Consider the following 25,688-nt stretch of genomic DNA (forward strand, 5'->3'; position numbering starts at 1 on the left):
GGCTTTCACTTCCCCGAAACAAACCGCGGAGCCAGCCATTGCCAGGGGTCTCCGCGGCCCGTACGTTACACCTAGTCCACAGGGTGGTCCATATGGACTACCAAGCGGTTCGCTCGGAGGAGTGCCGATGATTGACAGCCCTGGCCGTGCCGTCCCGGAGGACGCGCCGACCACGGTCGGATGCCTGATCGCCGGTGAGTGGGTGAGCGACGGACAGCAGGCGGACCGCGTCGGTCCCTGGACCCGCGCCGTCGTCAGCACTACCCGGCAGGCCACCGATCACGACGTCGAGGCCGCTCTTCGGTATGCACGTCGTGGTGCCAAGGCGGTCGCCCGGATGTCGCCCGCTGCCCGCGCCGGTGTGCTGGAACGGGCCGCCGCCGAGGCGCTGGCCCGGCGCGAGGACATCGCCACGCTGCTCGCCCGGGAACTCGGCAAACCGGTCAAGGACGGCCGCGGCGAGATCGACCGGGTGGCCGACACGTTCGCCGTCTCCGCCGCCGAAGCCCGCCGCATCGGCGGGGAGGTCCTGCCGGTGGCGGGCTGGGACCGCGGTGTGGGCAACACTGCGCTGACCCACCGCGCCCCGGTCGGTGTCGCCCTCGCGATCACCCCGTTCAACGCGCCGGCCAACCTGCTCGCCCACAAGCTCGCCGCCTCGTTCGCCGCCGGCAACACCACGATCGTGAAACCGCCGCCGCAGGCCCCCGCGTCGTCCGCGGCGGTGGTGCGGCTGTTGCTCGACGCCGGGATGCCGCCCGAGGCGGTCCAGGTGCTGCACGGCGGCGGGCCGGTCGGCGCGACCTTGAGCGCCGCGCCTGAGGTCGGGGTCATCAGCTTCACCGGCAGCCCGGAGACGGGTGCCGCGGTGGCCCGGTCGGCCGGCGCCAAACGCCTGGTCATGGAACTCGGCGGCAATGCCGCGACCATCGTCTGCGAGGACGCCGACATCGCCGCGGCCGCCCGGATCTGCGCGGCCACCGGGTACAGCAACTCCGGGCAGAGCTGCATCTCGGTGCAGCGTGTCTACGTGCACCGCAGCCGGTACGACGAATTCCTCGACGCGTTCACCCTCGCGGTCGAGAAGCTTACCGTTGGCGACCCTCTCGACGCGGCCACCGACGTCGGCTCGATGGTCGACGACGACGCGGCCGAACGCGTCGTCTCGTGGGCGCACGAGGCGGCTGCCGCCGGCGCGACCATCACCACCGGCGGCCGCCGAAACGGAGCGACGGTGATCCCGACAGTCGTCGCGTCCCCGCCGCCGGATGCCCGCGTCATCCGCGAGGAGGTGTTCGGCGCCGCCGTGGCCGTCCAGCCGTTCGACGACTTCGACGACGTGCTGGCGACCTGCAACGACAGCCGCTACGGCCTGCAGGCCGGACTGTTCACCCACGACGTGCGGCGCATCGTCACCGCGTGGCGCGAGCTCGAGGTCGGCGGACTCATCGTGAACGGGTCCTCGAACTACCGGCTCGATCACATCCCGTTCGGCGGGGTCAAGGACTCCGGCTTCGGCCGCGAGGCACCGCGCTGGATGATCGACGACTACACCGTCGTCAAGACCCTGATGCTGCGCGGCATCTCCCTCTTCGGCGACCAGGAGGACGCCCGATGATCATCGAATCGGACGAGAAGACCGTGACCGCCGCCGAGGCGCTGGTCACCCAGCTCGAGTCGTACGGTGTGGAACACGTCTTCGGCACCTGCGGGCACACCAACATCGCTCTGCTCGACGCGATCGGGCGCAGCAGCATCCGGTTCGTCATCGCCCGCCACGAGCAGGCCGCCGCGCACGCCGCGGACGGCTACGCCCGGGCCACCGGCCGCACCGGCGTCGTGCTGATGCACGTCGGGCCCGGTATGACCAACGGCGTCACCGGCGTGCTCACCGCCGCGCTCGACTCGGTGCCCCTGGTCGCGATCGCCGGTGACATCCCGTCCTACTACCACGGCCGGCACCCGCACCAGGAGATGAACCTGCACGCCGACGCTGACCAGACCGCCGTCTACCGGCCGTTCGTCAAGCGCGCCTGGCAGGTGCACCGGGCCGCCGACCTGGGCCGGTTCACCGAACGCGCCTTCTGGACCGCGGCGTCCGGACGCCCGGGCGCGGTGCTGCTCAGCGTGCCGATGGACCACTTCTCCCGGCCCGTCCCCGCCGAGACTGCCGGCGCCTTCCCGCTCGCCGTCGCGCAGCGCCCGGGCCTGCCCGCCGATGTCGCGGACCGCATCGCCGACATGCTGCTCGCCGCCGACAAACCTCTCGTCTACCTCGGCGGGGGCCTGCGCCGCGGGCCCGGCCTGGACGCGCTGCGCTCCCTGATCGAGCACCTCGACATCCCGGTCGTGCACTCGCTGATGGCCAAGGGGACCCTGCCCGACAGCCACCCGCTGCTGCTCGGCATGCCGGGCTTCTGGGGCCTTGAGATCACCAACGAGTACACCCGGGCGGCCGACGTCGTCCTGGCCCTGGCCACCCGCTTCGCCGAGACCGACGCCAGCTCCTGGGACTCCCGCTACACCTGGCAGTTCCCGCCCGGCAAGCTGATCCAAATCGACATCGACCCCGCCGAGATCGGCCGCAACTACCCGGTCGCCGTCGGTGCGGTCGCCGACGTCACCCACGCCGTGCAGGCGATCGACACCGCCGTGCGCGCCCGCCATCCGCAACCCCGGCGCCGCGACGGGCTGCGAGAGACCATCACCGCGACCCGGCGCACCCTGTTCACCGACAGCCGTGAACGCGGCACCAGCGACAACTTCCCGCTGCGTCCGGAACGCATCCTCACCGACCTGCGGGCGATCCTGCCCGCCGACGCGGTCCTGGTCACCGATGTCGGCTGGAACAAGAACGGGGTCGCCCAGTGCTACGAACTGCCGGCGGAAGGGCGGTTCATCACGCCGGGTGGCGCTTCGACGATGGGCTTCGGCCCCGCGGCGGCGGTCGGCGTCCAGATCGCCCAACCCGACCGCACCGTGGTCGCCCTGATCGGTGACGGCGGCATGAGCGCCCAGCTCCCGGCCCTGCCGATGGCCGTGGAACAGGGCGCCCCGGTCATCTTCGTCGTGATGAACAACCAGTCCCACGGCACCATCAGTGACCTGCAGGCCGCCAACTTCGGACAGAGCTACGGCTGCGATTTCACCGGACCGGACGGCAAGCCGTACAGCCCGGACTTCGCCGCGCTCGGCCGCGCCTGCGGCGCCGACGGCTATGCACTGGCCAGCGCCGGCGACCTCGGCGACGCGCTGCGTGCCGCCCTGGCCGCTCGCCGACCGGCGGTCATCGACGTGCCGATGGTCAATGAACCGGTGCCGACTCCGGGGCACTGGAACATCAAGGACATCTACCAGGGCATCTTCGAGTGACCCGAGGTGTCGGCGCCGGCCGCCGGCACCAGAAGGCGAGGCCGTCAGTGGCGGAGCGGTTGTTCATCCTCAACGGTCCCAATCTCAACATGCTCGGCCGGCGCGAACCGCACCTGTACGGCCGGGTGACGTTGCCCGCCATCGAGAAGAGATGCGGGGCGGTCGCCGAGGAACTCGGCTTCGACCTGTTCTTCGCTCAGTCCAACGCCGAAGGACAGCTCATCGACTGGGTTCACCAGGCATACGATCAGGCGGCGCCGGTCATCATCAACCCGGCGGGCCTGTCCACCCGCTCCGTCGCCCTCTATGACGCGCTGCGGATGCTCGACCGCCCGATCGTCGAGGTGCACCTGACCAACGTGCTCGGCCGGGAGCCGCTCTACCGGGACCTGCTGACCGCGGCCACCGCGTGGGGATTCCTGGCGGGTTTCGGCGCGGAAGTCTACGAGATGGCGATGCGCGGCCTCGCCGCCCACTTGTCGGGGGGCGGCGAGGCGTGCGGATAGGCATCGTCGGCTGCGGCCGGATCGCCCGCAACCACGTGGACGCCCTGCGCGGTGTCGAGGGCGTCCACGTGGCCGCGGTGGCCGACATCGACCCGGGGCGGGCCCGGGCGTTCGCCGCGGAACACGGCATCGATCGATCCTTCGGCGATCTGGAGCAGATGCTTGCCGCCGGCCTCGACGCGGTCACCATCTGCACCCCGCACGCGGAACACGAGGCCGGGGTGCTTGCCGCCGCCCGCCACGGCACCCACGTGCTCTGCGAGAAACCCATGGCCCTGCGGGTTGAGCAGGGTGAGCGGATGATCGCCGCCACTGCGGCCGCCGGGGTGAAGTTCGGGGTCCTCTTCCAGCGCCGGTTCTGGCCGGCGGCAGCGCGCATCCGTGCGGCGATCGGCGATGGGCGCATGGGCCTGCCGATCTGCGGCGCCGTGGTCGCCCGCCTCAACCGGGGAGCGGACTACTACCGGGCCGAGCCGTGGCGCGGTCGCCGGGCGACGGAGGGCGGCGGGGTCCTGATGACCCAGGTGATCCACCACATCGACCTGCTCCAGTGGTTCATGGGTCCCGCCAGGCGGGTGACCGGCCGGTGCGCGACCCTCGCTCACCAGGACGTCATCGAGGTCGAGGACACCGCCGCCGCGCTCATCGAGTTCGCCTCCGGCGCCGTCGCCACGGTGCAGGCCGGCACCACATTCCAGCCCGGGCTCGGCGTGCAGGTGTGGGTCAGCGACGCCCGGGGTCGTACGGCGAGCGTGATGGAGTTTCCCGAGGGCGTCGGCTTCACCGACGTGCGGACCCTGCCCGGTGAGGAGGCGTTCGCCACCGGGTACGCCGCCGGCCGTCCGTTCGACCTCGCTCTGGCCGAGATCCACGACCACCTCGCGCCGTACCACGCCCAGCAGATCGCCGACTTCGTCGCGGCGCTGCGGGAGGACCGTGAGCCGGCCGTGACCGGTCGCGACGCGCTGCGATCGCTGGCGATCGTCGAGGCGGTCTACGAGTCGTCACGGACCGGCTCGGCCGTGGAACTGCCGTCGTGACAGCGGGGGAGCGGTCAGCCTCCGCTGCCGAAGGGCCGATCGAAACCCCGGTCGGCCATCTGCGAGGCGATCTGCCGCAGGTCGGCGGCGAACGCGGTGACCTGCTCGGGGGTGAAGCGGACGGTCGGCCCGCTGAGCGCCAGCGCGGCGACGACACTGCCGGACTGCCCGAGAATCGGAACGGCCACGGCCGACAGGCCGGCCTCGCGCTCGCCGTGACTCTCGCCGTACCCCTTGGTGGCCGTCTCGTCGATCCACTCGCGCATCGTCGCCGCGTGCTGCGGGCCGTGCGGCGACTGCCTGGCGATCCGCTCCAGAAGCCCGTCGGAAGCGTCGCGCAACAGCACTTTCGAGGAGGCGCCCGCCCACATCGGCAGCTCGTCGCCGACCTGGACGACATGCCGCAGCGGCTGCGGGCTCTCCTGCTGAGCGACGCACACCCGGTAGATGTCACGGACCACATACATGTTCACGGTCTCGCGCCGGCGCGCGGCGAGCTCGCGCATCTCGCGTTGGGTCTCGGGCGGCAGCTCCCAGCTGCGCCGGGCGAGATGCGCCCACCGCCAGAGTCCGGGTCCCGCCATGTATCCGCTGCCGGTGGCCCAGAGCAGGCCGCTCTGCTCCAGAGTCGACACCAGCCGCAGCACGGTGGTCTTGGCCAGGCCGGTCTCCTCCACGATGGTGCGGACGGAGACGGTGGGCCGGTCATCGGTCAGCAGGCCGAGGATGCCCAGCGCGCGCTGGACGCTTCGGACGCCCTGCTGGTCGGCGGACTCCGCCGCGGACGGCTTGGCCGCGGGATTGCGGGTGGGGGGCGCGTCCACGGTTGTGCACTCTCCTTGTGTCGCCGGAATGGTCCACTGACCATCCTTCCTGCATCGCCACCATTCTCGCTTCCGGGGCTCACCTTTCACCTATCCGTAACGGTCCGGACTCAAGCCCTTGCCAGGAACGAGGGTCGCCCGTACTTTACACGTAGTCCACGCAGTGGTCCATGAGGTCCGAGCAGCGGTCCGCTGGTGGAGCGTCATGAAATGCCCTGTGACATGCCATCCCGAGACCGCACGTCCGATGGTGGCCTGGCCGGATGGCCGAAGTTCAATTCCGGTCACCGCCGTGACGGCACAACCGCGGCACCTCGTGTCGCGACAGACGTACACCTGAGAGCGAGGGCGCATTGTTGACCACCCCGTCCCGCGTCGTCGGCCCGCGCTGCCGGCGGCCGGGCCATGTGCCGGGAGCGATGGCCGATGACAGCTGAACCCGTCGCCACCCCCGACGGCCCGCCGTCTCGCCCCGAGCCGGAACAGCACCCGCGCGAGCCGAGAGTCCTGCGCACCTGGGCGGCGGGGGAGCTGTGGATCGCCTGCCTCGCGCTGACGACGATCTTCATCAGCGTCCTCTGGCAGGTGATCAGCCGCTACGTGCCCGCGCTGAACTGGCCGGGCGTCAGCGAGCTCGCCAACTACTCGCTGATCGTGCTGACCTTCATCATGGTCGGCTACCTGATCGGCAACAACGGCCACATCACCATCCAGGTCATCGACTACCTGGCCAAAGGGCGGGCCTTCGTCGTGGTCAAAGCCGTGTCCGCCGCGGTGACCGGCCTGATCTGCGCGGTGCTCGTCTGGGAGGCCTGGGCGCTGATCCAGGCGTACCCGACCCGGACGACCGCCGCACTGGGCATTCCGATCTGGACGCTCTACGCCATCCCGATGATCGGCTTCATCTCCGGCACCGTACGGGCCTTCGTGCGGGTCTTCACCGCCAACCGCGAGGACGTCCCCTTCGACGCGGCGGAGGCGAGATGATCCTCGAACTGTGGATGGTCGGCGCCATCATCGCCCTGCTGCTGTTCATCCGGGTCCCCGTCGCCCTCGCCTTCATCGGCCCCAGCCTGTGGTACGCGATCGCCGACGGCCGCTCCGTCGGCTTCGCCCTGAAGACCACCTTCGACGGGCTCAACAGCTTCCCGCTGCTCGCCGTCCCGCTGTTCATCCTGGTCGGTGTGCTGGCCAACCGGCTCGGCATCGCCGACCGGCTCTACGAGTTCTGCCTGGCCGCGCTGGGCCGGCTGCGCGGAAACCTGGCGTACGTCAACGTCGGCTCCGCGGTCGGCTTCTCCTGGATGAGCGGCTCCGCGCTCGCCGACGTGGCCGGTCTCGGCAAGATGCAGATCCCGGCGATGGTCAAGGCCGGCTACCCCGCGGGATTCGCCGCCGGGCTCACGGCTTCGTCCTCGCTCATCAGCCCGGTGATGCCGCCGAGCATCCCCGCCGTCATCTACGCGGCGACCGCGACCGTCTCCACCGGCGCCCTGTTCGCCGCGTCCGTCCTACCGGCGTTCGCCATGGCAGCCGGGCTGTGCGTCTACATCCTGCTGTGGACCATGCGCCGCCCGCAGTTCGGCTCGGTGCCGTTCGACCGCAGCCGGTTCATCCGGGCCTCGGTGAACGCCGTCGGCCCGCTGCTGACCCCGGTGATCCTGCTGGGCGGCATCCTCTCCGGCACGTTCACCCCCACCGAGGCGGCCGCCGTCGCCGTCCTCTACATGCTCGTCCTCGGCCTGATATACCGATCCGCGACGCCCCGGCTGCTGCTGCAGGCGCTGCGTGAGACCGCGGTCATCACCGCCGGCATCACCCTGATCCTCGGTGCCGCCGCGCTGCTGGGCCTGCTCCTCACCCGAGCCCACGTCTCCCGCAACATCGCCGAGTACCTCACGGCCGTCACGGAGAGCCCCTGGGTCTTCATGATCCTGGTCAACATCATCCTGCTGATCCTCGGCGCGCTGATCGACGCCACCGCGATCATCCTGGTGACGGTGCCGGTCCTGTTGCCGATCGCCATGGAACTCGGCGTCGATCCCATCTACTTCGGCGTCGTCATGATCATCAACCTGATGATCGGTCTGCTGACCCCACCCGTGGGCAGCGTCCTCTACATCACCAGCTCCGTCATCGGCAAACCGGTCGACGTCGTGTTCCGCGGCATCGCCCCGTTCCTCATCCCCCTGGTCGCCGTGCTGGTCCTGGTCACCGCACTCCCCGGCCTCGTGCTCTGGCTACCCGGCCTCCTCGGATTCTGATCCACCGCCTTGCCATCCCACACCGGGAGGAGAAACGCCATGTACCAACGTCCCGCAGGGTGGCGCCGCATCACCGCGGCGCTCACCCTTCCGATCGCACTCGTTCTCGCCGCCGGGTGCTCCACCTCGGGCAACCCCCCTGCCGCCGAAGGCGAGAACCCCACTCTGACTATCAAGATCGGCAGCTCTCAGCCGGAGAGCCAGCCGAACTTCTACTGCGGCATGAAACTGCTCAAGGAACGTGTCGAGGCCCAGAAACTCGGCCTGACCATCGACATGTTCCCCAACAGCCAGCTCGGCCCGGACGCCGAACGCTACGCCGGGGTGCAGAGCGGTGACATCGACATCGATCTGCAGGGCGGCTCGGCGATGTCCACCGCCTTCCCGCAGATCGGTGTGCTCGACGCGGCCTATGCGTTCAACGACGTCGACCACTTCTTCAAATGGGTCGACCAGAACGGCAAGGAATTCTTCACCGACTTCAACACGGCGACCGACACCACCATCGTCGACGCGTGGTACTTCGGCATGCGCACGTTCACCGCCACCGAGCCGATCCGCAAGCCGGCGGATCTCGCCGGCAAGAAGATCCGCTTCCCGAACACCCCGCAGTTCCTCGCCAACGCCAAGGCGCTCGGCGCCGACGCCGTGGCGATCGCCGTCGAAGAGCTCTACCTGGCCTTGCAGCAGGGCGTCGCCCAGGGCCAGGAGAACCCGGTCGTGGCCACCCACGCCCAGAAGTTCGACGAGATCCTCAAGGTCGCCAGCCTCACCAACCACCAGGTCGGCACCCACTACGTCGTGATGTCGGACAAGACCCTCGACAAGATGAGCCAGCCGCAGAAGGACGCGCTGTTCAAGGCCATCCACGACATCCGCGCCGAGAACCGCAAGTGCGTCGACGACGAGACCGAGAAGGTCCTCGACGGCTGGCGCGGCGACTCCACCCGCACGGTGGTGGAGATCGACCAGGTCGACCGGGAGGCGTTCATCAGCAAGGCGGAAGCCTTCTTCAACACCCACTTCACCGGCGAGAACCTGGAGCTCTACAAGAGCATCCGGGCATCGGCCTGACCGCAGGGCTGGGGCCGGCGATCCGCCGGCCCCACAACCGAACCTGGGAAGAGGTACGGGTGACCAGCCCTCAACAAGCGCAGGTCCTGGTCGGGCTGCTCGGGGCGGGCATCGGGTCCTCGCACGCGCCGCTGCTGCACCAGCGGGAGGCGGACCGACAGGCAATCCGGCTCCTCTACACGATCATCGACTCGGCCTCGTCCCGGCTCACCGCCGACGATCTGCCCGGTCTGCTCCGCTGGGCCCGCACACTGGGCTACCGGGGACTCAACGTCACCTATCCGTTCAAGCAGCAGATCGTCCGGCATCTCGACCAGCTCTCTGCGGAGGCGAGGATTCTCGGGGCGGTCAACACCGTGGTCTTCGCCGACGGTGCCACCTGCGGCTACAACACCGACGCGGTGGGCTTCGCCCGTAACTTCGAACGCAACTTCCGGGCCGAGCCCAGGAACGCGGTGGTGCAACTGGGCGCCGGGGGAGCCGGATCCGCGGTCGCGCATGCCATGTTGACGCTGGGCGCACGCCGGCTCACCCTCGTTGACGTCGACGCGTCCAGAGCACACCGGCTGGCCGGCCTGCTCGCCGGGGAATTCGGCGCCGACCGCATCGCGGTCGGCGCCCACGCGGACCTGACCAGGCTGCTCGCGGGTGCCGACGGACTCATCAACACCACTCCGGTCGGCATGGCGCACCATCCCGGCTTACCCGTCTCGCACAGTGACCTGCGCAGGGACATGTGGGTGGCCGACATCGTCTACCGGCCCACCGACACGGCCCTGCTCCAGGCGGCACGCGCGACCGGCGCCGTGACCTTGCACGGCGCCGGGATGAGCGTCTACCAGGCGGTTGCCGCGTTCGAGCTCTTCACCGGGGCTCCCGCGGACGCGGAGGCGATGCTCGCGGACTCCGAGGAGTTGCTGCGGTCCGGCCGCTGACCCCGGCGCTGTCGTGCGGCGTTTCGGATCAGAGCCGCTTCGCGTCCCGGGGGTGCCGGAACGCGGAGCGGCTGTAGTAGCGGACGACGTTGCCGTCGCGGTCGACCTCGCTGCTGTAGTGCCTGAGGAAGTTCCACAACAGGGGGGACTCCTCGGGCATGGTGTTGTGCGAGCGGTAGAGGTTCTTGGTCAGTTTCAGGACGGGGATCGCGGTGTCGTCGTCGTGCCAGGTCCAGGTCTGGAAGCGGTCCTGCCAGCCGTGGCGTCTGCCGGCGACGGTGTCCACGTCGGCGAGGGTGAGCCCGTGGGTGACCAGGTGGTACCGCGCCCAGCTGTCGAGCGAGTTCTGCGTGTCGTCCCAGAGGTCACCGGCGAGGAAGCCGAGGTCGCCGTACCCGTAGATCTGGTAGTTGGGGATCGGCCGGCCGCTGGCCGGGACCTGGACGCCGTCGATGCCGACCGTGCCGGCGGCGTCCGGGGCGGTGGTGAACGAGGTCGAGGCCACCGCGGCGAAGTACTCCGGGTAGGCGATCGCGAAGTTCTGGGTCACCGCGCTCCCGGCGGACTGCCCGCTGGAGTAGAACCTCGTCGGGTCGACGCCGAACTCGTCGGTGATCAGGTCGCGCAGCTGCCGGTAGAAGGTGTTCGAGTCGCGGTGGCTGACCGACACGGAGCTGGCGCTGTACTGCTCGCCGACGACGACCAGGACGCACCCCTCGCGTTCGGCGACCTTCCACCACTGGGCGGCGTCGAAGAACACCTTGGCGGTCTGGGTGTTGCCGGGCCAGACGAACACGACCGGCGCCCGGTCACGCCACAGCCGGCGGGCGGAGCGGGGAACGTGGACGAGGTATTCGCGAAGGAAGCCCTCGACCATCATGGTGCGTACCTGGACGCCCAGCTTCGCGTAGTCGGCGCGCTCGAAGAGCTGGTTGCCGTACGCGAAGAAGTTCTCGTACCGGGTGTACCGGGTCAGGAAGTCCACGATGCGGTGCGTGGCCGCCGGGCGGTGCTGCACGGCCACCTGGGAGATGGGTCCGGCGTAGGACGTCATCCACCGGCGGGAGCCGTGGCGTTGCGGGTACACCGTGCCGAGGGTCCGGTCCTGCCGGGCACGGCGTTCGGTGTCGTTGGCCCGTTTCCAGTAGGACAGGCTCGCGTCGATCGAGGTCCGGTCGGGGTGGATGTACCAGGTGGGCAGGACCGTCTCGTCGTACCTGATCAGGTCGAAGCCGTCGGGGAACTCGACCGGGGTGTAGCTGCCCTCGGTCTCGCCGCCGAACTCACGGCCGGCGTACGAGTTCAGGTACGCCTCGTCGAGGCCGGGCGAGTCCACGTACACCTGGCTGATGACGCGCAAGGGGTGCGCGACCGCCCAGGCCTCCAAGGGCGCGGCGCCAAGCCCGTAGCCGACGAGGTAGTGCAGACCGAAGATGGAGAAGTACCGGTTGTTCTGGAAGAACGCCATCGCGGCTTCGACGTAGGCGGCCTCCTGCGCGGCGGTGCCCCAGCCGCCCGGGCCGGGCTCCAGGACGAACAGGCCCTCCTCGCGCCGGTCGGCGATGCCGGCCCAGGCTGCTCGCCGGAGGAACTCGCCCGTCTCGACGCCGCCGGGAACGGCGATCACCGTGTAGTAGGAGCGGATGGGTGTCTCGGGGGAGATGTACACCTTCGCCGTACGGGTCGTGCCCGCGACGTCGAAGGACTTCGTCCAGTAGCCGGTCATCTCCCGAGGTAGCTTGCTGGCGCGGGAGTAGTCGTACGCCGGGAACGGACGGCCGTCCAGCGGTTGCGGTTCACCGAGCTCATCCGGGATCCGCCCGGCCGGGCGCGCGGCGGCGGCCGGCCGGGCGGTGGCCTGGCCCGCCAGAGTCGCGGTCACCGCGATGGCGGCGGTTCCCTGGAGCAGGCGGCGCCGATCGATCGTACTCATGACGATGGTCCTCTCGCCGGTGATGGCGTGTGGGGCTTGGGGACCGGGCCCGGCGCGGCGGCGTTGCCGCGCCGGGCCCGGTGGCCGGTTCCTACTTGCGGACCCGCACCGTCGCCGTCGACGTGAGCTGCTTCTGGTCCCCCTCGGACCAGAAGTTCGCCACCAGCGTCAGCGGCACCGCGTCACCTTCCGGCACGTTGTTGTCGAGGTCGGCCTTGTCGAACGTCACGATCAAGGTGCGGCCGATCGCCGTCGCGTGCCTGGCCTTGACGGGTGACCGCGACAGCGGCGTCCGCAGCTGGACGTCGCCGTCGAGCCGGTAGCCGGCCGGCAGGCGCAGCGTCGCCGTGACCACGCCGCGGACCGCGGTGAAGATCCCGGTCCGGGAGCCGAGGTCGATGGTCGAGGGTACGAACCGCGACGCACCCGGCAGCTCCTGCGGTACCGCGTACACCTCGATCTTGCCGGTCGGCCGCGGGTCGGTGCAGTCGTTGAAGTAGTACTCACCGGCCCGGTCGAACGTGAACTCGGAGCGCTCCCCGGGGTTCAGCCGGGGATTGAAGAGCCCCTCGAAGAACTGGGTCGCGCAGTGCGGCCGCTGGTTGGGGAAGTTCGGGAAGGTCTCCGCTCCGGGGTTGAGGAAGGTCACGGTGGTACCGACCGGCACTCGCAGATGCGTCGGGTTCATGCCGGCCTGCGAGGTGCTGTCCCGCGCCGCGGCGGTGTCCGTCGTGCGGTCCTGACGGCCCAGGTAGACGGTGTTGTTCACCGTCGCTCCCTCGACCGGGCCGCCCTGGACGGGCCGGCGGATCGTCAGCGGAGCGGTGTCCGGCCCCTCCTGGCTGCCCGACTCGGTGGTGTAGGTGCCACCAAGCTTGAACGCCCACAGCGAGTCGCCCTGCGTCACCGACCCGCCGTACGGGTTCGTGGACCCGGCGGCGAGGACGGCGACGTACTGCTCGCCGTCGACCGTGTAGGTGATCGGGGCGCCGGCGATGCCCGACCCGGTCTGGAACTGCCACAGGACGTCGCCGTCGCGGGCGTCCATCGCCAGCAGGCGTCCGTCGATCTGCCCGGCGAACAGCAGGTCGGTCGCGGTCGTCAGCGGACCCTGGCCGTGCGACATGTCGGTGCCGAGGTGGTTGCGCCACCTCACCTTGCCGGTCGAGGCGTCGTAGGCGAGGATGCCGCCGGTCTGGTACTGGCCGATCGCCCGCTGGCCGTTGGCCGCGGCGCCGTTCCAGTGCGCCACCGGGTTGGCGCCGTAGGGGAAGTAGACCAGGTTCGTGCTGTGGCTGTAGGAGTTGTTCGACCAGTCGCCACCGCCGTTCTGGCTGGTGGTCGACAGGATCGGCAGGTCCCACTGCGGGTCGTACATGCAGCCGCGCCGGTGGTCCGAGGAGCCCTGCGGGTACGTCAGGAACGGCTGGTCCGCCTTGACGTAGCTGTCCGGGTTGAAGACCAGGTTGCCGTCCGCATCGGCCTGGTAGCCGTTGTAGTTCGGCACCGCCCGCCACGGGTCACCCGGAACGTTGCGCGGGTCCAGCTTCTGCCAGACGACGCATTCGGGCAGCAGGCGTTCCTTCGGGAAGGGCTGGGTCTCGGCGTTGAGCTGCCGGGAGTCCACGATCATCGGCTTGTCGGCGACCGGGAGCACCGGCTTGCCGTTGGTCCGGTCGAGCACGAACTGGTGCCCCGACTTGCTGCCGTAGAACACCACCTTGCGCTTCTGGCCGTTGACCTTGATGTCGGCCAGGGTCGGCGGGTGGACGTTGTCCATGTCCCACACGTCGTGCCGGATCGACTGGTAGTGCCACTTGTAGGCGCCGGTCTTCATGTCGACCGCCACCATGGTGGTGGAGAACAGGTTGTCGCCCGGGCGCAGGGAGCCGTCCTGCGAGCTGCGGCAGCTGCGCGGGTTGCCGAAGGTCATGTAGTAGTAGCCGAGGCCGGGATCGACCGAGCCGTGCATCCACGGTGTCGCGCCGCCCTCGAGGTTGCACTCGGTGCCGTCGGGCAGCACGGGTCCCCAGGTGGCGCCGGCGTCGACGGAGTTGCCGTTGACGTCGGTGTAGACGGTGCCACGGTCGGGTCCGCCGAAGACGTGCCACAGGTAGCCGCCGTCGCTGGCGCGGACCGCGACGACCGCGGCGCGGTTGCCGTTGGCGGCGTGGGCGTAGACCACGCCGTCGTGGTAGACGGTCGCGACCCGGTCGAGGTTGCCCAGGTCGACGCCGGCCTGGACCGCCGGTTGCACGACCCAGGCCTGCTCACCGGTCTCCTGGTCGAGGGCGACGATGCGGTCGCCGTCGGCGAGGGTGTAGACCTTGCCCTCGCCGATGGAGACACCGCGCCGGGTGTCCGCCGTCGCGAAGCCCTCCGGCGCCCACTTCCACTTGGGCGCACCGGTCTTGCCGTCGACGGCGATCACTTCACCGCCGGGGGTGTCGAGGTAGATGACGCCGTCGACGACGATGGGCGTGGTCTGCTGGCCGACGTCGTCGCTGGCCGGCGCGACCGACGAGAGGTGTGTGCGCCAGACCGGGCCGAGCTTGTCGAGGTTGCGCTGGGAGATCTGCTTCAGCCCCGAGTAGTGCTGGTTCGCGAGGTTGCCGCCGACGGTCGGCATGTCGGCGCCGGTCGGCTCCAGGCCTGGCGGTTCCCCTCGCCCGGCGCCGGCGCCGGCACCGGGGCCCTGAGCGACGGCGGCCGACGGCCCGACGGCGACAGCGACGGCGAACAGGATCGGTGCGAGTATGCGTGGCTTCATCGATGTGCCTTCCCTGGTGCTACTTGCGCTTGGCCGGGGTGCAGAACGGTTCGAGGCCCATGGCGGACTTGATGCCGTGCTCGAGGTGCGCCTGGAACTCGGCCGCGCCGGGGAAGGTGGAGTTCTCCTGGAAGGCCGCCCCCTCGTGCCCGAGAGTGGTGACCCAGGACCGGCCGCCGTCGTAGTACTGACACCAGGTGACCGGATGGAAGTCACCGTGTCCGGGGTGCGAGCCCTCTCCGCCGGCGCCGTCGGCCAGGGTCCGCTCGTCGACAGTGGCGAGGAAGTTCACGTCGGTCGGGAACGGGACGAGGTTGTACCACTCGTCGGAGAACCCCCAACGCCGCGGAAGGCCCTTGGTCGAGGCGTCCCGGTTGTTGACGACCACGACGTCACCCGGCTGGCTGCGTCCGTGGTTGTAGTAGTTGGCGTTGCCGAGCAGGCCTTCGTACCACTGCCAGCCGTACTCCGTGCCGAAGGCGTTGTGGACGCCGACGAAGCCGCCACCGCCCTGGATGTACTTGCGCAATGACTCCCGGGCCCAGTCGAGGCGGGTGCCGCCGGTCGCGCCGCGCGCGTGGTTCCACAGGGTGTCCCGGGTGGGGCTCATGAAGATGACAGCCTTGTAGCTGGAGTTCAGCCGCTCCATCGCCTGGACGTCCTCGGTGACGTGCACCTCGATGCCGTCGGCCTCGAGGATTCTGACCAGCCCGGCCTGCGCCACGTTGGAGCTGTCCAGGGGGCGCGGCCAGGCCGCCGGGTTGCTGTGGTCGCGCGTGATCACGTACGGGCGGGGGAGTGCCGCGCCTTGGACGCTCGGGTTGTCGGGATCCAGGACCCGGCCGAGGTTCGCGTGCCGCGGGCCCGCCGTACGGGAGTACACCAGCACCTTGTTGTCGCGCTCGGTACCCCAGTCGCTGTAGCAGTCCGGGTCAACTCCGCGGCACACGCCGTACACCGGGTCGATGCGGTCCGGCCTTCCTTGGTCCCCTTTCGTCGATCCCGCGATCGCGAGAGCCGAGGCGGGCGCGAGGAGCGCGAGCGCCGCTAGGGGCACCACCGTCTTGAGCCAATTGTTGTTCACGCTGGGAGTTCCCGTCTGGAGGTGGATTCCAGTTGCATGCGATCCCGTCCCCTCATCGATGCCACACCCCGATCGATACGCGTGGTGACGGTCGTGTCGCGTCAGGCTGACCGATGGTCCGCCTAGTGGTTTCGATGTACCGCTGGACAGACCATAGTGGCGAGTGGTTCGTATCACAAGGCATGGCGGGGAGCCCTTCGGCATCGAAGTCATTCGCTGCGTCAGCCTTGGCGGCGCCCATCGGAGGTCGTGCCGTCTCCGGCTGCCGCGTCGCCGGGTCGGGGATGCCGGGCGGCGGGCGGTGGCAGCGCCGGCCCTTTCCCGTGTCGCCTCCGTCGGCTATAACTAACCATCCAGTACATTATTTCGGATCGAACGGACCGCCAGATGGGCCAACATGATCGACGGTCACCCACGTCGTACAGGAAGGCGAAGAGCCGTGCTCCTCGGTGAACCCGACTCTGCGGCCGGTCGTCTCCCGGCCGGTCCGGCCCTGCCGCGAAACGGCGTCTGATCCCGGCATGGAAGCGCCCGGCGACGGATTACCGATGTGGACCGCCGCACCGTTCCCCATCCTGCTTGCCGCGGTCGCTCTGCTCGAAGTGTTCGCCGCCGACTGGTGGAGCCGTCTGGGCAGCAAGGCTCTGGTCGTCGGCATGCTCGCCGTGCCCGCCGCGGTTCAGCTGCTGGTCTCCGGGAGCGCCGAAGCGTTCACACACTCCGTTGCCGAGTACATGTCTTTCATGGCGCTGCTCACCGCCCTGTTCGTCATCTCCGGCGGCATCGAGGTGCGCGGCTCGCTCGCCGGCACACCGCTCGCGAACGCCGGCATGCTCGCGGTCGGCGCCGTGCTGGCCAACGTCGTCGGGACCACCGGCGCAGCCATGCTGCTCATCCGCCCGTTGCTGCGGGCCAACGCCCGCCGCGGCTCACGCGCCCACCTCGTCGTCTTCTTCATCCTCATCGTCGCCAACGCCGGCGGACTGCTCACCCCGATCGGTGACCCCCCGCTCTATCTCGGCTTCCTCAAGGGTGTGCCGTTCGAGTGGACCTTCCGTCTCTGGGCGCCGTGGCTGTTCGTCAACGGCACCCTCATCGTCATCTTCAACTTCGTTGACCAGTTCCTCGTCAACCGCGAGGAACGGCGCGACCGCCACACCGGCCTGATGGATGAACTCATCGTCCACCAGCCCTTGCGCATCGTCGGCCGCCGAAACATGCTGCTGCTTGCCGCAGTCGTCCTGGTCCTGCTCGCGAAGGGCGCTCTCGTGCTGCCGTTCGGTGTGCCGGAGTCGACACTGCTGGCGCTCGCCTACGTGTCCTACCGGATCACGCCCGGCGCGATCCACGAGGCCAACCACTTCGGGTTCGGCCCGATCGCGTCGGTCGCGGTGATCTTTGCCGGGGTGTTCGTCACCATGACGCAGCCGCTGCTCATCCTGAACACCCGGGCGGCCCAGATCGGGCTGGAAGAACCATGGCAGTACTTCTGGGCGTCCGGTGCCCTGTCATCGATGCTGGACAACGCGCCGACGTACCTCGCCTTCACGTCGGTCGCCGCCGGCCAGCTGGGGATCAGCGTCGACGATCCGACCTATCTCGCCTCCCTGGTGACCGTCCCGGCCGGCAACGATCTGCTGTTCGCGATCGCCTGCGGTGCGGTGATGATGGGATCCCTGACCTACATCGGCAACGGCCCGAACCTGATGGTCAAGGAGGTCGCGGAACACCGGGGCGTGCGGATGCCGCACTTCTTCGCCTACGCCATGATCGCGATGCTGATCATGCTGCCGGTGCTGGCAGCCACGACATTCCTGTTCTTCCTACCGGCGGACGGCTGACGAGGCGGCCGCCTGCTGGCCGCACATCCGGCGGACCGCTCCTGACCACACGCGACATCAACGCCGGGTACGGTCCGGACGGGCCGCAAGGTCGCCCCGCCCCGGTGCCGGTCGCGTGAATCGGGACCTATGGCTTCCAGGCGATCGGCCGGACCACTCCGGCGGCGTTGCTCGCGTTCGCGACCAGCAGGCCCGCCTCGGTCAACTCGACCACCGAGATCACCTTCCACCCGGCCGGGGTGGTCAGCGGGGTCCGTACCCCGTCGTCCCACAGCGACACGCGGCTGATGCCGTCGTCGTGGCGGGTGAGGATCGCCATCCGGCCGCCACTGGCGACGGCCACGCCGGTGGCGGAGAGCTCACCGGCCGCCAGCGGAACGACGGTCAGGGTGCCCCCCGCGTCCCAGTACGCCGCCTGCTTGCCGTTGCTGTCGATCAGGTGCCCGGCGACGCCGCCGTCGGGTGCGAGGGCGCCGACCGATGTCACCGGCGCGCATTCCAGTCCGCCGCGAGGCTGCTGCTGCGTGGTGGCCCGGGCCAGCACGGCGTCGGTGCCGGGTATCCCGTCGGTGTGGCGGACCAGCTCGAACGCGGTCCCGCTCGCGGCCCACACGAATCCGTTGTAGACGACGCTGCCGTTCGCCTGGACCTGTGAGGTGCAGGCCGGGCGCGAGATGGAGGAGCTGGAGATCGGCAGCCGTAGGGTGGCGTCGCCCTTCCACAGCACCGGCCAGAACTGCCGGCCCTGGCCGATGCCGCCGGCCACCCACACCATCGCGGTGCCGTCGCGGCCCAGGGAGCTGACCGAGCGGTAGTCGCCGTTGTCGAGGTCGGGTGTCCCGCCCACCGGTGTGCGCACGCCCGCGCGACTCACCAGCTCTGACGCGCCGGCCAGGGGATTGGCCGGGTCGGTGGTCAGGACCGCCCACGGACCGTTCGCGCCGACCGTGGTGACCGAGCTGTTCGCGTCGCCGAGCAGCGTGGCTGACCGGCCGTCGATCGACCAGCGGGCCGCCCGGGTGGTGCCCAGCGTCACCGATCCGCCGGCCTCGCCCAGGTCGGTGAGACCGGTGATCCGCCCGGACGTCGCTCCGGCGGGCAGGGTGAGCTGCTGGCGCAGCCAGCCCACCCGCGGGATGCCGGCCCAGCGCTGCGGGAACGCCGCGGTGGAGACGGAACCGTCGCCGGCGGTGGTGGTCACCTGTGCATTGCCCGCGATCACGCCCAGTGGCGAGACGTCGACTGCCGTGACGGAGATCTGTTCGCCCGGTCCGGCCGCTGGGGCGGGCAGCAGTTCGCCGCGGACCGCCGTAGTGGCCGCGGCCGGTAAGGCGCCGGCGATGCCGAGCGCGCCGGCCGTGAGCACCGGAACCAGGGCAGCTTGGATGATCCTGCGACGTGCTAAGCCATCGACCATCTTCCATGCCTACCACGCGGTAACAAACCGTGGAAGGGCCCGTCAGGTCGACGTGAGCACCGGTTCGGCGGGAAGCGTATGGGGCAGACGTCGCCCGAACTCGCCCGCCGGCATCGGCCGGGCGAAGTGGAAACCCTGCGCAGACTGATAGCCGTACGCCGCCAGTTCGGAGGCCAGCTCGGCGGTCTCCACGCCCTCGGCGACGATGTCCACGTTCAGCGCGCGGTCGAGCGCCAGCACGGCGGCAGGCATCGCGGTCCCGGTCCGGCCCCGGCCGTGCCCGAGGAAGGAACGGTCGAGTTTGACCTGGTCGACCGGGAGCTCGTGGAGCAGCGTCGGACATCAGAGAGTGCGAGCCCGAGGGCACTTCCCGTCCAAGTCTTGGTATGGCGTGCCGGCGATCTGGCGTATCCTCAGTGACACGGATCGATGTTCTGGGGGCTACTGCGAGAGTTGACAGGCATCTCGACCTCTTGCCGTACGTCCTCCGCCTCGTGAGCGCCTAGCGTGCGGGCACCGATCGTGCTGATCCATGGAGATCCGGGGGCTGCCATGATTCGTCGCCTGCTCGCTCTTCTCGTCCTGGTCGCGGTCGCCGGTGTCGCGCCGCTGAGTAATCCCGGGACCGCCGTCGCGGCCGCTGCCTCCCGCTTGATGATCGTCGGTGACTCGATCACGCAGGGCAGCGCCGGGGACTGGACGTGGCGTCACCGGCTCTTCAAGCATCTGCAGCCGCGCGTCGCGGGGCTCGATCTGGTCGGTCCGCGCACCGACCTGTTCGACAACGTCGCCGGTGTGCACGGCAGTCAGGCGTACGCGGATCCGAGCTTCGACCGTGACCACAACGCGATCTGGGGTAACACCCTGGACGCTTCCGGTGACACCATCGCCGGCCGCACCGCCGCGGCTGCGCCTGACGTGATGCTGGTCCTGCTCGGCATCAACGATCTGACGTTCCTGACTTCGCCGGAGGGCACCGAGGCGAGCCTGCGCCGGTTCATCGCCAACGCCCGGATCGGCAAGGGCGACGTCAAGTTCGTCTTCGGCCGTGTCCTGCCCAAGCGACTGCCCGCCGCCGACACCACGTTCGCGGCCAAGCTGGCCGACTACAACAATCGGCTCACCGCGACCGCCGCTGCGCTGTCCACCGCCACGTCACCGATCGTGGTGGCCAGCACCGACGCCGGTTTCCAGCCTGCCGCCGACACGTGGGACGGCGTACACGCCAACGCGGCCGGCGAGCTGAAGATCGCCGCCGGCTTCGCCGACCGGCTGGCCGCGTCGTACGGCATCGGCGCGGCCTACCCGCGTCCCCTGCCTTCGGTGCCGCTCGGGCCGCGCACCGCACCGGTCCTGTCCGTCGCGGGTGGCAACGGCCAGGCCGTCCTCAGCTGGACCGCATCGCCGGGGGCGACCGGCTACTACGTCTGGACCCGTAACGTGACGGCGGGGGAGAGTATGCACCGGCTGCCGTGGCCGGTGCCGAGCAGCCCGTGGACGGCGTCGATGCTGGTCAACGGCGCCACCTACGAGTTCCAACTGGAGACGACGAAGGGCGACAACACCGGCGTACGGTCCAACGTGGTGCGCGTGACGCCGACCGTCCCGGCGCCCGCCGCCCCATCAGGGTTCACCGTGACGGCCGGCAACGGCGAGGCGACGCTGTCCTGGGCGTCGCCGGCGAATGCAACCGGGGCCTACGTGTGGACCCGCAACGTCACCGCCGGCGAGACGCTGCGCCGCCTGCCGTGGCCGGTAGAGTCGCCGTGGACCGCGTCGATGCTGGTCAACGGCGCCACCTACGAGTTTCAGGTGCAGTCGGTCAGCGGCTTGGTGGACGGCGCCCGGTCACCGGTGCGGTCGGTTCGCCCTACCGGGCCGGCTCCGCTCGCGCCGACCGATCTGACCGTGGCCTCGGGCAACGGCAACGCGACCCTGCGGTGGACGGCGAAACCGAACTCGACCGGGGCGTTCGTGTGGATGCGCAACGTCACCGCCGGCGAGTCGCTGCGCCGGCTGCCCTATCCGGTGCAGTCGCCGTGGACCGCGGCTGGGCTGGTCAACGGCGCGCGGTACGAGTTCAAGGTGCAGTCGGTCAACGGCCTGATCGAGGGCGGTGCGTCAGCCACCGCGCCGGTGACACCACTGGGCCCGGTGCCGCGGCCACCCACGGACCTGCGCGCCACCGCGGGACTGTCCAAGGTCGACCTCCGTTGGTCGGCCACCCCTAACGCCACCGGCTACTACGTCTGGGTGTTCGATGCGCAGAGCGGCAAGCTGTGGGATCGTCTGCCATATCCGGTCGCCGGCACCTCGCTGACCTACCAGCCCGCGATCAACGGGCACACCTATTACTTCATGCTGCAACCGGTGAACGGACTGCAAGAGGCGCCCTGCGTACCCTTCGACTACGTCAAGACCGAGTGTTCGAACCAGGCGTCGGCCCGGCCGGAGGCGCCGTGGAAGACGATCAGCCTGCCCCGGACCGAACAGCAACGGACCGACACGTACTGTGGGCCGACAGCGATGCAGGCGGTGATGTCCTTCCACAACACGTGGATCCAGCAGGACGACATCGCGCTCGAGGTGTCCACCGGAGTGCTCGGCACGCTTCCGAACAACATGCCGGACGCCACAGCGAGATGGACGCCAGGTCATCCATACCGGGCCACCGCGAACGTCACCAACACAGGCTTGCTCGGCACCGTCGTCAGCGCGATCGACGCACGCACCGGACCGGTCGTGATCCTGGTGCAGGCCGTCCTGCGGCCTTGGTCTACCTCGGACCCGTCGTACCTGGACCTGGTGGCTGCGCACTACCTGGTGATCACCGGATACAAGTACGACGACCTGGACGGAATGGGACCGCAGTACCAGGTGTGGGATCCGGCGCGGGACGCCTACTTCACTATGCGGGCCAACTCCTTCCAGTCGATGTCTTACCCGTTGCCGCAGGAGGGCTATGTGATCGCACCGGCATAATCTGCCCACGACCCGGCCCGCCGCCGAGACGGTCGGCCTCAGGACCTGGTCAAACGTGACTTCACCGCGGCCGCCCCGAACCAGTTGTGGGTCGCGGACCTGACCTACGTGCGCACCAGCGTGGGCTGGGTGTACACCGCGTTCGTCCTCGACGTGTACTCCCTGTCACCGGCATCCCCTGGAACTTCGCCCCCTGCGTATGCGTGTCCCGCGACGAACGCTGGGGCCGCACCTACGAGAGCGCCCCACGCCGCCGCAACGGCTCACCCCCGCCCGCGTCCGGCGAGGATTTCGGCACCTACACCCGCGGACCGGCACACCCACCAGCGCACCGAAACCCTCCCGACCAGGACCCGGACGACCACCTGTCAGCGCTTTCTGTCGCTCAACACGAAACCTGTTGAGCGGCAGGTTGTGTCAGTGGTCGGCGGCAGTCCTGTGAAATCACCGGCTGACAACGACGTGAGAGTGACGACCTCCCACCAGACTCGGTGAGACTTCTCGGCCTGATATCAGCGCTGGATTCTCAACTCCATGTCAGTGCTGGTCTCATCTCTGACGGGTCGGTACGCAAGTTGCCGATCTTCTGTCATGCCTTCGCAGCCGATATATTGGGCATGTGGAAACTCCGGTACGTGAACCCACATTCCTGCTCCTGACCGCCCTGGCCGGTGAGCCGGTGCATGGATACGGCTTGATCGCTGAGGTAGGCCGGCTCTCCGAAGGCCGCATCTCCCTGCGGCCCGGCACCCTGTACGGCGCGCTCGACCGGCTGGTCGATGCCGGCTGGGTGGCCGTCGAGCGTGAGGAGACCGTCGACGGCCGGCTGCGCCGCTATTACCGGCTCACCGAGACCGGCGGCGAGCAGCTCGCCGCCGAGACCGAACGAATGCGTCGCAATGTCGAGGCAGCGACCGCCCGGTTACGGGCCGCCAAGCCAGCACCCCGCCTGAACGGACGACTCGCGTGAACCCGGCAGAACACCCGCATGCCCGCCCCGCAGACCACGCCGAGGACGGCTACGTCATGTCGAAGCTGGAACGCCGCTACACCCGCTGGGCGACCCTGTTCTATCCAGCCCACTACCGGCACGCACGCGGAACGGAACTGGTGGGCACTTACCTGGCTCTGGCCGCGCCCGGCCGACAACGTCCGTCGGCCGCCGACGTCGCGGATCTCGCCGCGGGCGGACTACAACAGCACCTGCGCATCACGAAAGGCCTTCGCCCCGGCTTCGGCATCGCCGGCCTGCTTGCGCTGATGACAGCGACCGCGTTCGCGGCCGGATGGACCATCTTTGATCTGCTGCGACCCACACCGCCCCGGCCCTCGCCTCTCCAGCCTTTCGTGACGCTCGGCGCCGCGGCGTGGGCGGCGTGGCTGCTGGCCGCCGTGGTCTACCTCGCCGCACCAGGCCGAGGTTTCCGCTGGGCGACCGGCGTCGCCGTGCTGACAACTGCGGGCGTCGTACCGGCTGCGATGCTGACCGGACTGCCCCGCCCTCCGCTGTCCGTTCTGCTACCTCAACTCGTGCTCGGTGTCGTCGCGTTTGGCGCCAGCGGCTGGCGATCCTGGTGGGCCCGGGCGATGCCGCTCGCCGCCGGAGCGGCGAGCGTGCCGCTTGCCGTGGACATCGCGACCGTTCCCGACTTCTTCGGCGACTACTACACCGTCGCCGCAGAAGCGCTGCCTTCCGCTGCAGGGCTACTGCTGATCAGCGTGATGCTCCTCGCCCTGGGCTGGGCCGCCCTGCGCGACTACCGCGGCGTCTGGGCCTTGCTGCTCCTGCTCACCCCGATCGGCATGCTCGCGTTGAGCCCGCTTGGCGCGCTGCTCGACGACACCGGCTTCGGCCAGCCCATCATCCCGACATGGCCCTCCATGGTCCTTGCATCCGTACTGGTAGCCGTAGGGGGTCCAGCACTCGTCGTTCTCGTCCTCGCTATCGCCACACGGCGCCAGCCGTCAGCTACGACCAGTCCGTGATCGGCTTCGGCGTCACCCGGCGAGCCGGGCTGACACCAGATGAGAAGACCTACTGACAGGAAGCGAGAAACCCACTGACATCCAGCGGCGAAGTCTCAGCCGACATGTTCGCGCGCCGTACCCATCAGGCCCTCAGATTCGGAGCAGCCCCGTGAGCGGCGCCGGATGAAGCGTCCAGCCGGGTGCTGGAGGTGTACTACCTGCTGATCAAGGACGGCTGGACCCCGTACCCGCCCGAGCCGCGGGCGCCGGGAACGAAAGCCACCAAGCGTTACGTCCGCTGGGTTCGCCAGTGGCCGCACGGCACCGACGTCACCCTCTACCAGGAGCCGGCCGGCTACCTCGCCGCCTCCGGCAAGATCCGCGCCGACGACCCTCGTCGGTTCTCCGTCGACTACGCCGTGCCCGAGCACGACATCGACTACGTCACCACCGAACTCGCCGCCTTCACCGCCCGAGTCACTGAGACCGACCAGGCCACGGGGCGGTAGAGCAACAGCTTCAGCAAGATATGCAGGCGCCGGCTCCGACGTGCCGGCGCCTGCACGCCTTTCCGGTGGCCCCGCTCACCGACCCTGTCCGTTGAGCAGGGCACCGCAGAGTTCGGCGTTATGCGGCCCCGCTGACGCGGGTCGGTCGGTCAGCCGTAGGGCGAAAGCGATGTCCGGGTGCAGCGTGATTCGGTCACGGTGTTCCGCAGTTGGTGGGAGCCGGACGGCCAAATGCCGTTCGACGAGGGCGTGCTCGCCGCGACCGGCGGCACCGTCGCCTTGTGCCCGACCTACGGCCCCGACACCGCGGCGGTGACCCGGTGAGCGCCCCGGCCGGCACCGCGCCGACCCCGGCGCGGCGGGCGGAACTCAACCGGCGCAGCCTCCATCTGGCCTATGCGACCGCCGGCTACAACCTGGTCGAGGGCGTCGTGGCGGTCACCGCCGGGGCGGCCGCGTCGTCGACGGCGCTGCTCGGGTTCGGTCTGGACTCCTTCGTCGAGGTGTCCAGCGCGCTGGTGGTGATCCGGCAGTTCCGCTCCCGGCTGCCGGAGCGCCGCGAGCGGCTCGCGCTGCGACTGATCGCGGTGTCGTTCTTCGCCCTGGCCGCCTGGGTCACCGTCGACGCGGTGCGCTCCCTGCTGGGCGGCGAGCAGGCCGAGACGTCGCTGGTCGGCATCGTTATCGCCGCCGTCTCGGTGGTGGTGGTGATGATGCCGCTGCTGGTCTGGGCGAAGCGGCGCACCGGCCGCGAACTCGGCTCGGCCACCGTGGTCGCCGACTCCATGCAGACCATGCTGTGCACCTACCTGTCGGCCATCGTCCTGGTCGGGCTCCTGGCCAACACCACCCTCGGCTGGTGGTGGGCCGACCCGGCCGCCGCGCTGGTCATCGCCGTCGTCGCCGTCCGCGAAGGCGTCGAGGCGTGGCCCGCGCGGCGCTACTCGTAGCCTGGGCCTGGTCGTCGCCGGCGCAGCAGGCGTCGGTGCAGCCCGGGCCGCACCCGCAGCCGTCGACTTCACCCTCGCTGCCAGCGGTGGGCAGGGCGCAGTCGTCGCACTGCTCCCCACGACCAGTGCGACATGCCGCACGCGCTGACATCAGACGAGAAGACCTACTGGCAGGAAGTGAGAAATCCACTGACATCCAGGCGAGAAGTCTCATGCTGA

General features: G+C 69.6%; 20 protein-coding genes and 2 pseudogenes. 16 read left to right on the plus strand and 6 right to left on the minus strand.

Annotation, left to right across the window (positions count from 1 at the left end; all coding sequences use genetic code 11):
- Positions 1-127: 127 nt before the first annotated feature.
- Genes AB0F72_RS19410 through AB0F72_RS19425 form a run of 4 tightly spaced genes read left to right on the plus strand, consistent with a single transcriptional unit; the run spans position 128 to position 4,918 of the window.
- On the plus strand, positions 128-1,618 hold the full coding sequence (locus tag AB0F72_RS19410; RefSeq protein WP_360432798.1) for an aldehyde dehydrogenase family protein: 1,491 nt from the start codon (positions 128-130) through the stop codon (positions 1,616-1,618).
- The gene (locus AB0F72_RS19415; protein WP_360432801.1) at positions 1,615-3,372 is read left to right on the plus strand and encodes a thiamine pyrophosphate-binding protein; all 1,758 of its coding nucleotides are present in this window, start codon (positions 1,615-1,617) and stop codon (positions 3,370-3,372) included. Before AB0F72_RS19410 ends, AB0F72_RS19415 begins: the two co-directional genes overlap by 4 nt.
- A complete protein-coding gene (locus AB0F72_RS19420) occupies positions 3,369-3,878 on the plus strand; it encodes a type II 3-dehydroquinate dehydratase (protein WP_360432804.1) in 510 nt (169 codons plus the stop codon). The genes AB0F72_RS19415 and AB0F72_RS19420 overlap by 4 nt, the downstream gene beginning before the upstream one ends.
- The gene (locus AB0F72_RS19425) at positions 3,869-4,918 is read left to right on the plus strand and encodes a Gfo/Idh/MocA family oxidoreductase (RefSeq protein WP_360432807.1); all 1,050 of its coding nucleotides are present in this window, start codon (positions 3,869-3,871) and stop codon (positions 4,916-4,918) included. Before AB0F72_RS19420 ends, AB0F72_RS19425 begins: the two co-directional genes overlap by 10 nt.
- 14 nt (positions 4,919-4,932) lie before the next feature.
- Here AB0F72_RS19425 and AB0F72_RS19430 read toward each other — a convergent pair whose 3' ends face one another.
- Positions 4,933-5,742 (minus strand): IclR family transcriptional regulator, encoded by an 810-nt coding sequence (locus AB0F72_RS19430; RefSeq protein WP_360432810.1) that lies wholly within the window; start codon positions 5,740-5,742, stop codon positions 4,933-4,935.
- A 426-nt stretch (positions 5,743-6,168) separates the two neighbouring features.
- On the opposite strand from AB0F72_RS19430, the gene AB0F72_RS19435 reads away from it, so the two are divergent.
- The 4 genes from AB0F72_RS19435 to AB0F72_RS19450 are packed head-to-tail and all read left to right on the plus strand — an operon-like array spanning position 6,169 to position 10,015.
- Positions 6,169-6,729, plus strand: coding sequence for a TRAP transporter small permease subunit (locus AB0F72_RS19435; RefSeq protein WP_360432813.1), 561 nt, complete (start codon positions 6,169-6,171; stop codon positions 6,727-6,729).
- Positions 6,726-8,006, plus strand: a complete 1,281-nt coding sequence (locus AB0F72_RS19440; protein WP_360432816.1) for a TRAP transporter large permease — start codon at positions 6,726-6,728, stop codon at positions 8,004-8,006. The genes AB0F72_RS19435 and AB0F72_RS19440 overlap by 4 nt, the downstream gene beginning before the upstream one ends.
- 39 nt (positions 8,007-8,045) lie before the next feature.
- Positions 8,046-9,080 (plus strand): TRAP transporter substrate-binding protein DctP, encoded by a 1,035-nt coding sequence (dctP, locus tag AB0F72_RS19445; protein WP_360432819.1) that lies wholly within the window; start codon positions 8,046-8,048, stop codon positions 9,078-9,080.
- Positions 9,081-9,139: 59 nt separating this feature from the next.
- Complete coding sequence (locus tag AB0F72_RS19450) at positions 9,140-10,015, plus strand: shikimate dehydrogenase (protein ID WP_360432822.1); 876 nt, start codon at positions 9,140-9,142, stop codon at positions 10,013-10,015.
- Positions 10,016-10,043: 28 nt separating this feature from the next.
- Here the strand turns inward: AB0F72_RS19450 and AB0F72_RS19455 are convergent, their stop codons facing one another.
- The 3 genes from AB0F72_RS19455 to AB0F72_RS19465 form a co-directional block, all read right to left on the minus strand.
- Positions 10,044-11,948 carry a hypothetical protein gene (locus tag AB0F72_RS19455; protein ID WP_360432825.1) on the minus strand — a complete coding sequence of 635 codons (1,905 nt, stop codon included), beginning with the start codon at positions 11,946-11,948 and terminating at the stop codon, positions 10,044-10,046.
- 91 nt (positions 11,949-12,039) lie between these two features.
- A complete protein-coding gene (locus AB0F72_RS19460; RefSeq protein ID WP_360432828.1) occupies positions 12,040-14,718 on the minus strand; it encodes a PQQ-binding-like beta-propeller repeat protein in 2,679 nt (892 codons plus the stop codon).
- A gap of 19 nt (positions 14,719-14,737) precedes the next feature.
- On the minus strand, positions 14,738-15,802 hold the full coding sequence (locus AB0F72_RS19465) for a ThuA domain-containing protein (RefSeq protein WP_360432831.1): 1,065 nt from the start codon (positions 15,800-15,802) through the stop codon (positions 14,738-14,740).
- 548 nt (positions 15,803-16,350) lie between these two features.
- On the opposite strand from AB0F72_RS19465, the gene AB0F72_RS19470 reads away from it, so the two are divergent.
- Positions 16,351-17,643 (plus strand): sodium:proton antiporter, encoded by a 1,293-nt coding sequence (locus AB0F72_RS19470; protein WP_360432834.1) that lies wholly within the window; start codon positions 16,351-16,353, stop codon positions 17,641-17,643.
- A 127-nt stretch (positions 17,644-17,770) separates the two neighbouring features.
- Here the strand turns inward: AB0F72_RS19470 and AB0F72_RS19475 are convergent, their stop codons facing one another.
- The gene (locus AB0F72_RS19475) at positions 17,771-19,060 is read right to left on the minus strand and encodes a hypothetical protein (protein ID WP_360432836.1); all 1,290 of its coding nucleotides are present in this window, start codon (positions 19,058-19,060) and stop codon (positions 17,771-17,773) included.
- Positions 19,061-19,102: 42 nt separating this feature from the next.
- Complete coding sequence (locus AB0F72_RS19480; RefSeq protein WP_360432950.1) at positions 19,103-19,393, minus strand: EAL domain-containing protein; 291 nt, start codon at positions 19,391-19,393, stop codon at positions 19,103-19,105.
- Positions 19,394-19,612: 219 nt separating this feature from the next.
- Here AB0F72_RS19480 and AB0F72_RS19485 point away from each other — a divergent pair, with 219 nt between their 5' ends.
- The 7 genes and pseudogenes from AB0F72_RS19485 to AB0F72_RS19515 all read left to right on the plus strand — a co-directional run.
- Positions 19,613-22,042, plus strand: coding sequence for a GDSL-type esterase/lipase family protein (locus AB0F72_RS19485; RefSeq protein ID WP_360432839.1), 2,430 nt, complete (start codon positions 19,613-19,615; stop codon positions 22,040-22,042).
- Positions 22,043-22,084: 42 nt separating this feature from the next.
- Positions 22,085-22,204, plus strand: a pseudogene (locus AB0F72_RS19490) (IS3 family transposase); the annotation flags it as partial.
- Between the two features lie 457 nt (positions 22,205-22,661).
- Positions 22,662-23,012, plus strand: a complete 351-nt coding sequence (locus AB0F72_RS19495) for a helix-turn-helix transcriptional regulator (RefSeq protein WP_360432842.1) — start codon at positions 22,662-22,664, stop codon at positions 23,010-23,012.
- 56 nt (positions 23,013-23,068) lie between these two features.
- The gene (locus AB0F72_RS19500; protein ID WP_360432845.1) at positions 23,069-24,028 is read left to right on the plus strand and encodes a hypothetical protein; all 960 of its coding nucleotides are present in this window, start codon (positions 23,069-23,071) and stop codon (positions 24,026-24,028) included.
- Positions 24,029-24,210: 182 nt separating this feature from the next.
- Positions 24,211-24,519: a hypothetical protein gene (locus tag AB0F72_RS19505; RefSeq protein ID WP_360432848.1), complete on the plus strand. Its 309-nt coding sequence runs from the start codon at positions 24,211-24,213 to the stop codon at positions 24,517-24,519.
- Positions 24,520-24,696: 177 nt separating this feature from the next.
- The gene (locus AB0F72_RS19510; RefSeq protein WP_360432851.1) at positions 24,697-24,843 is read left to right on the plus strand and encodes a hypothetical protein; all 147 of its coding nucleotides are present in this window, start codon (positions 24,697-24,699) and stop codon (positions 24,841-24,843) included.
- Positions 24,840-25,448: pseudogene (locus AB0F72_RS19515) on the plus strand (cation transporter); the annotation flags it as partial. The gene AB0F72_RS19510 and the pseudogene AB0F72_RS19515, both read left to right, overlap by 4 nt.
- Positions 25,449-25,688: the final 240 nt, after the last annotated feature.

The sequence above is a fragment of the Actinoplanes sp. NPDC023936 genome, from assembly GCF_040639325.1.
Classification (GTDB): Bacteria; Actinomycetota; Actinomycetes; order Mycobacteriales; family Micromonosporaceae; genus Actinoplanes.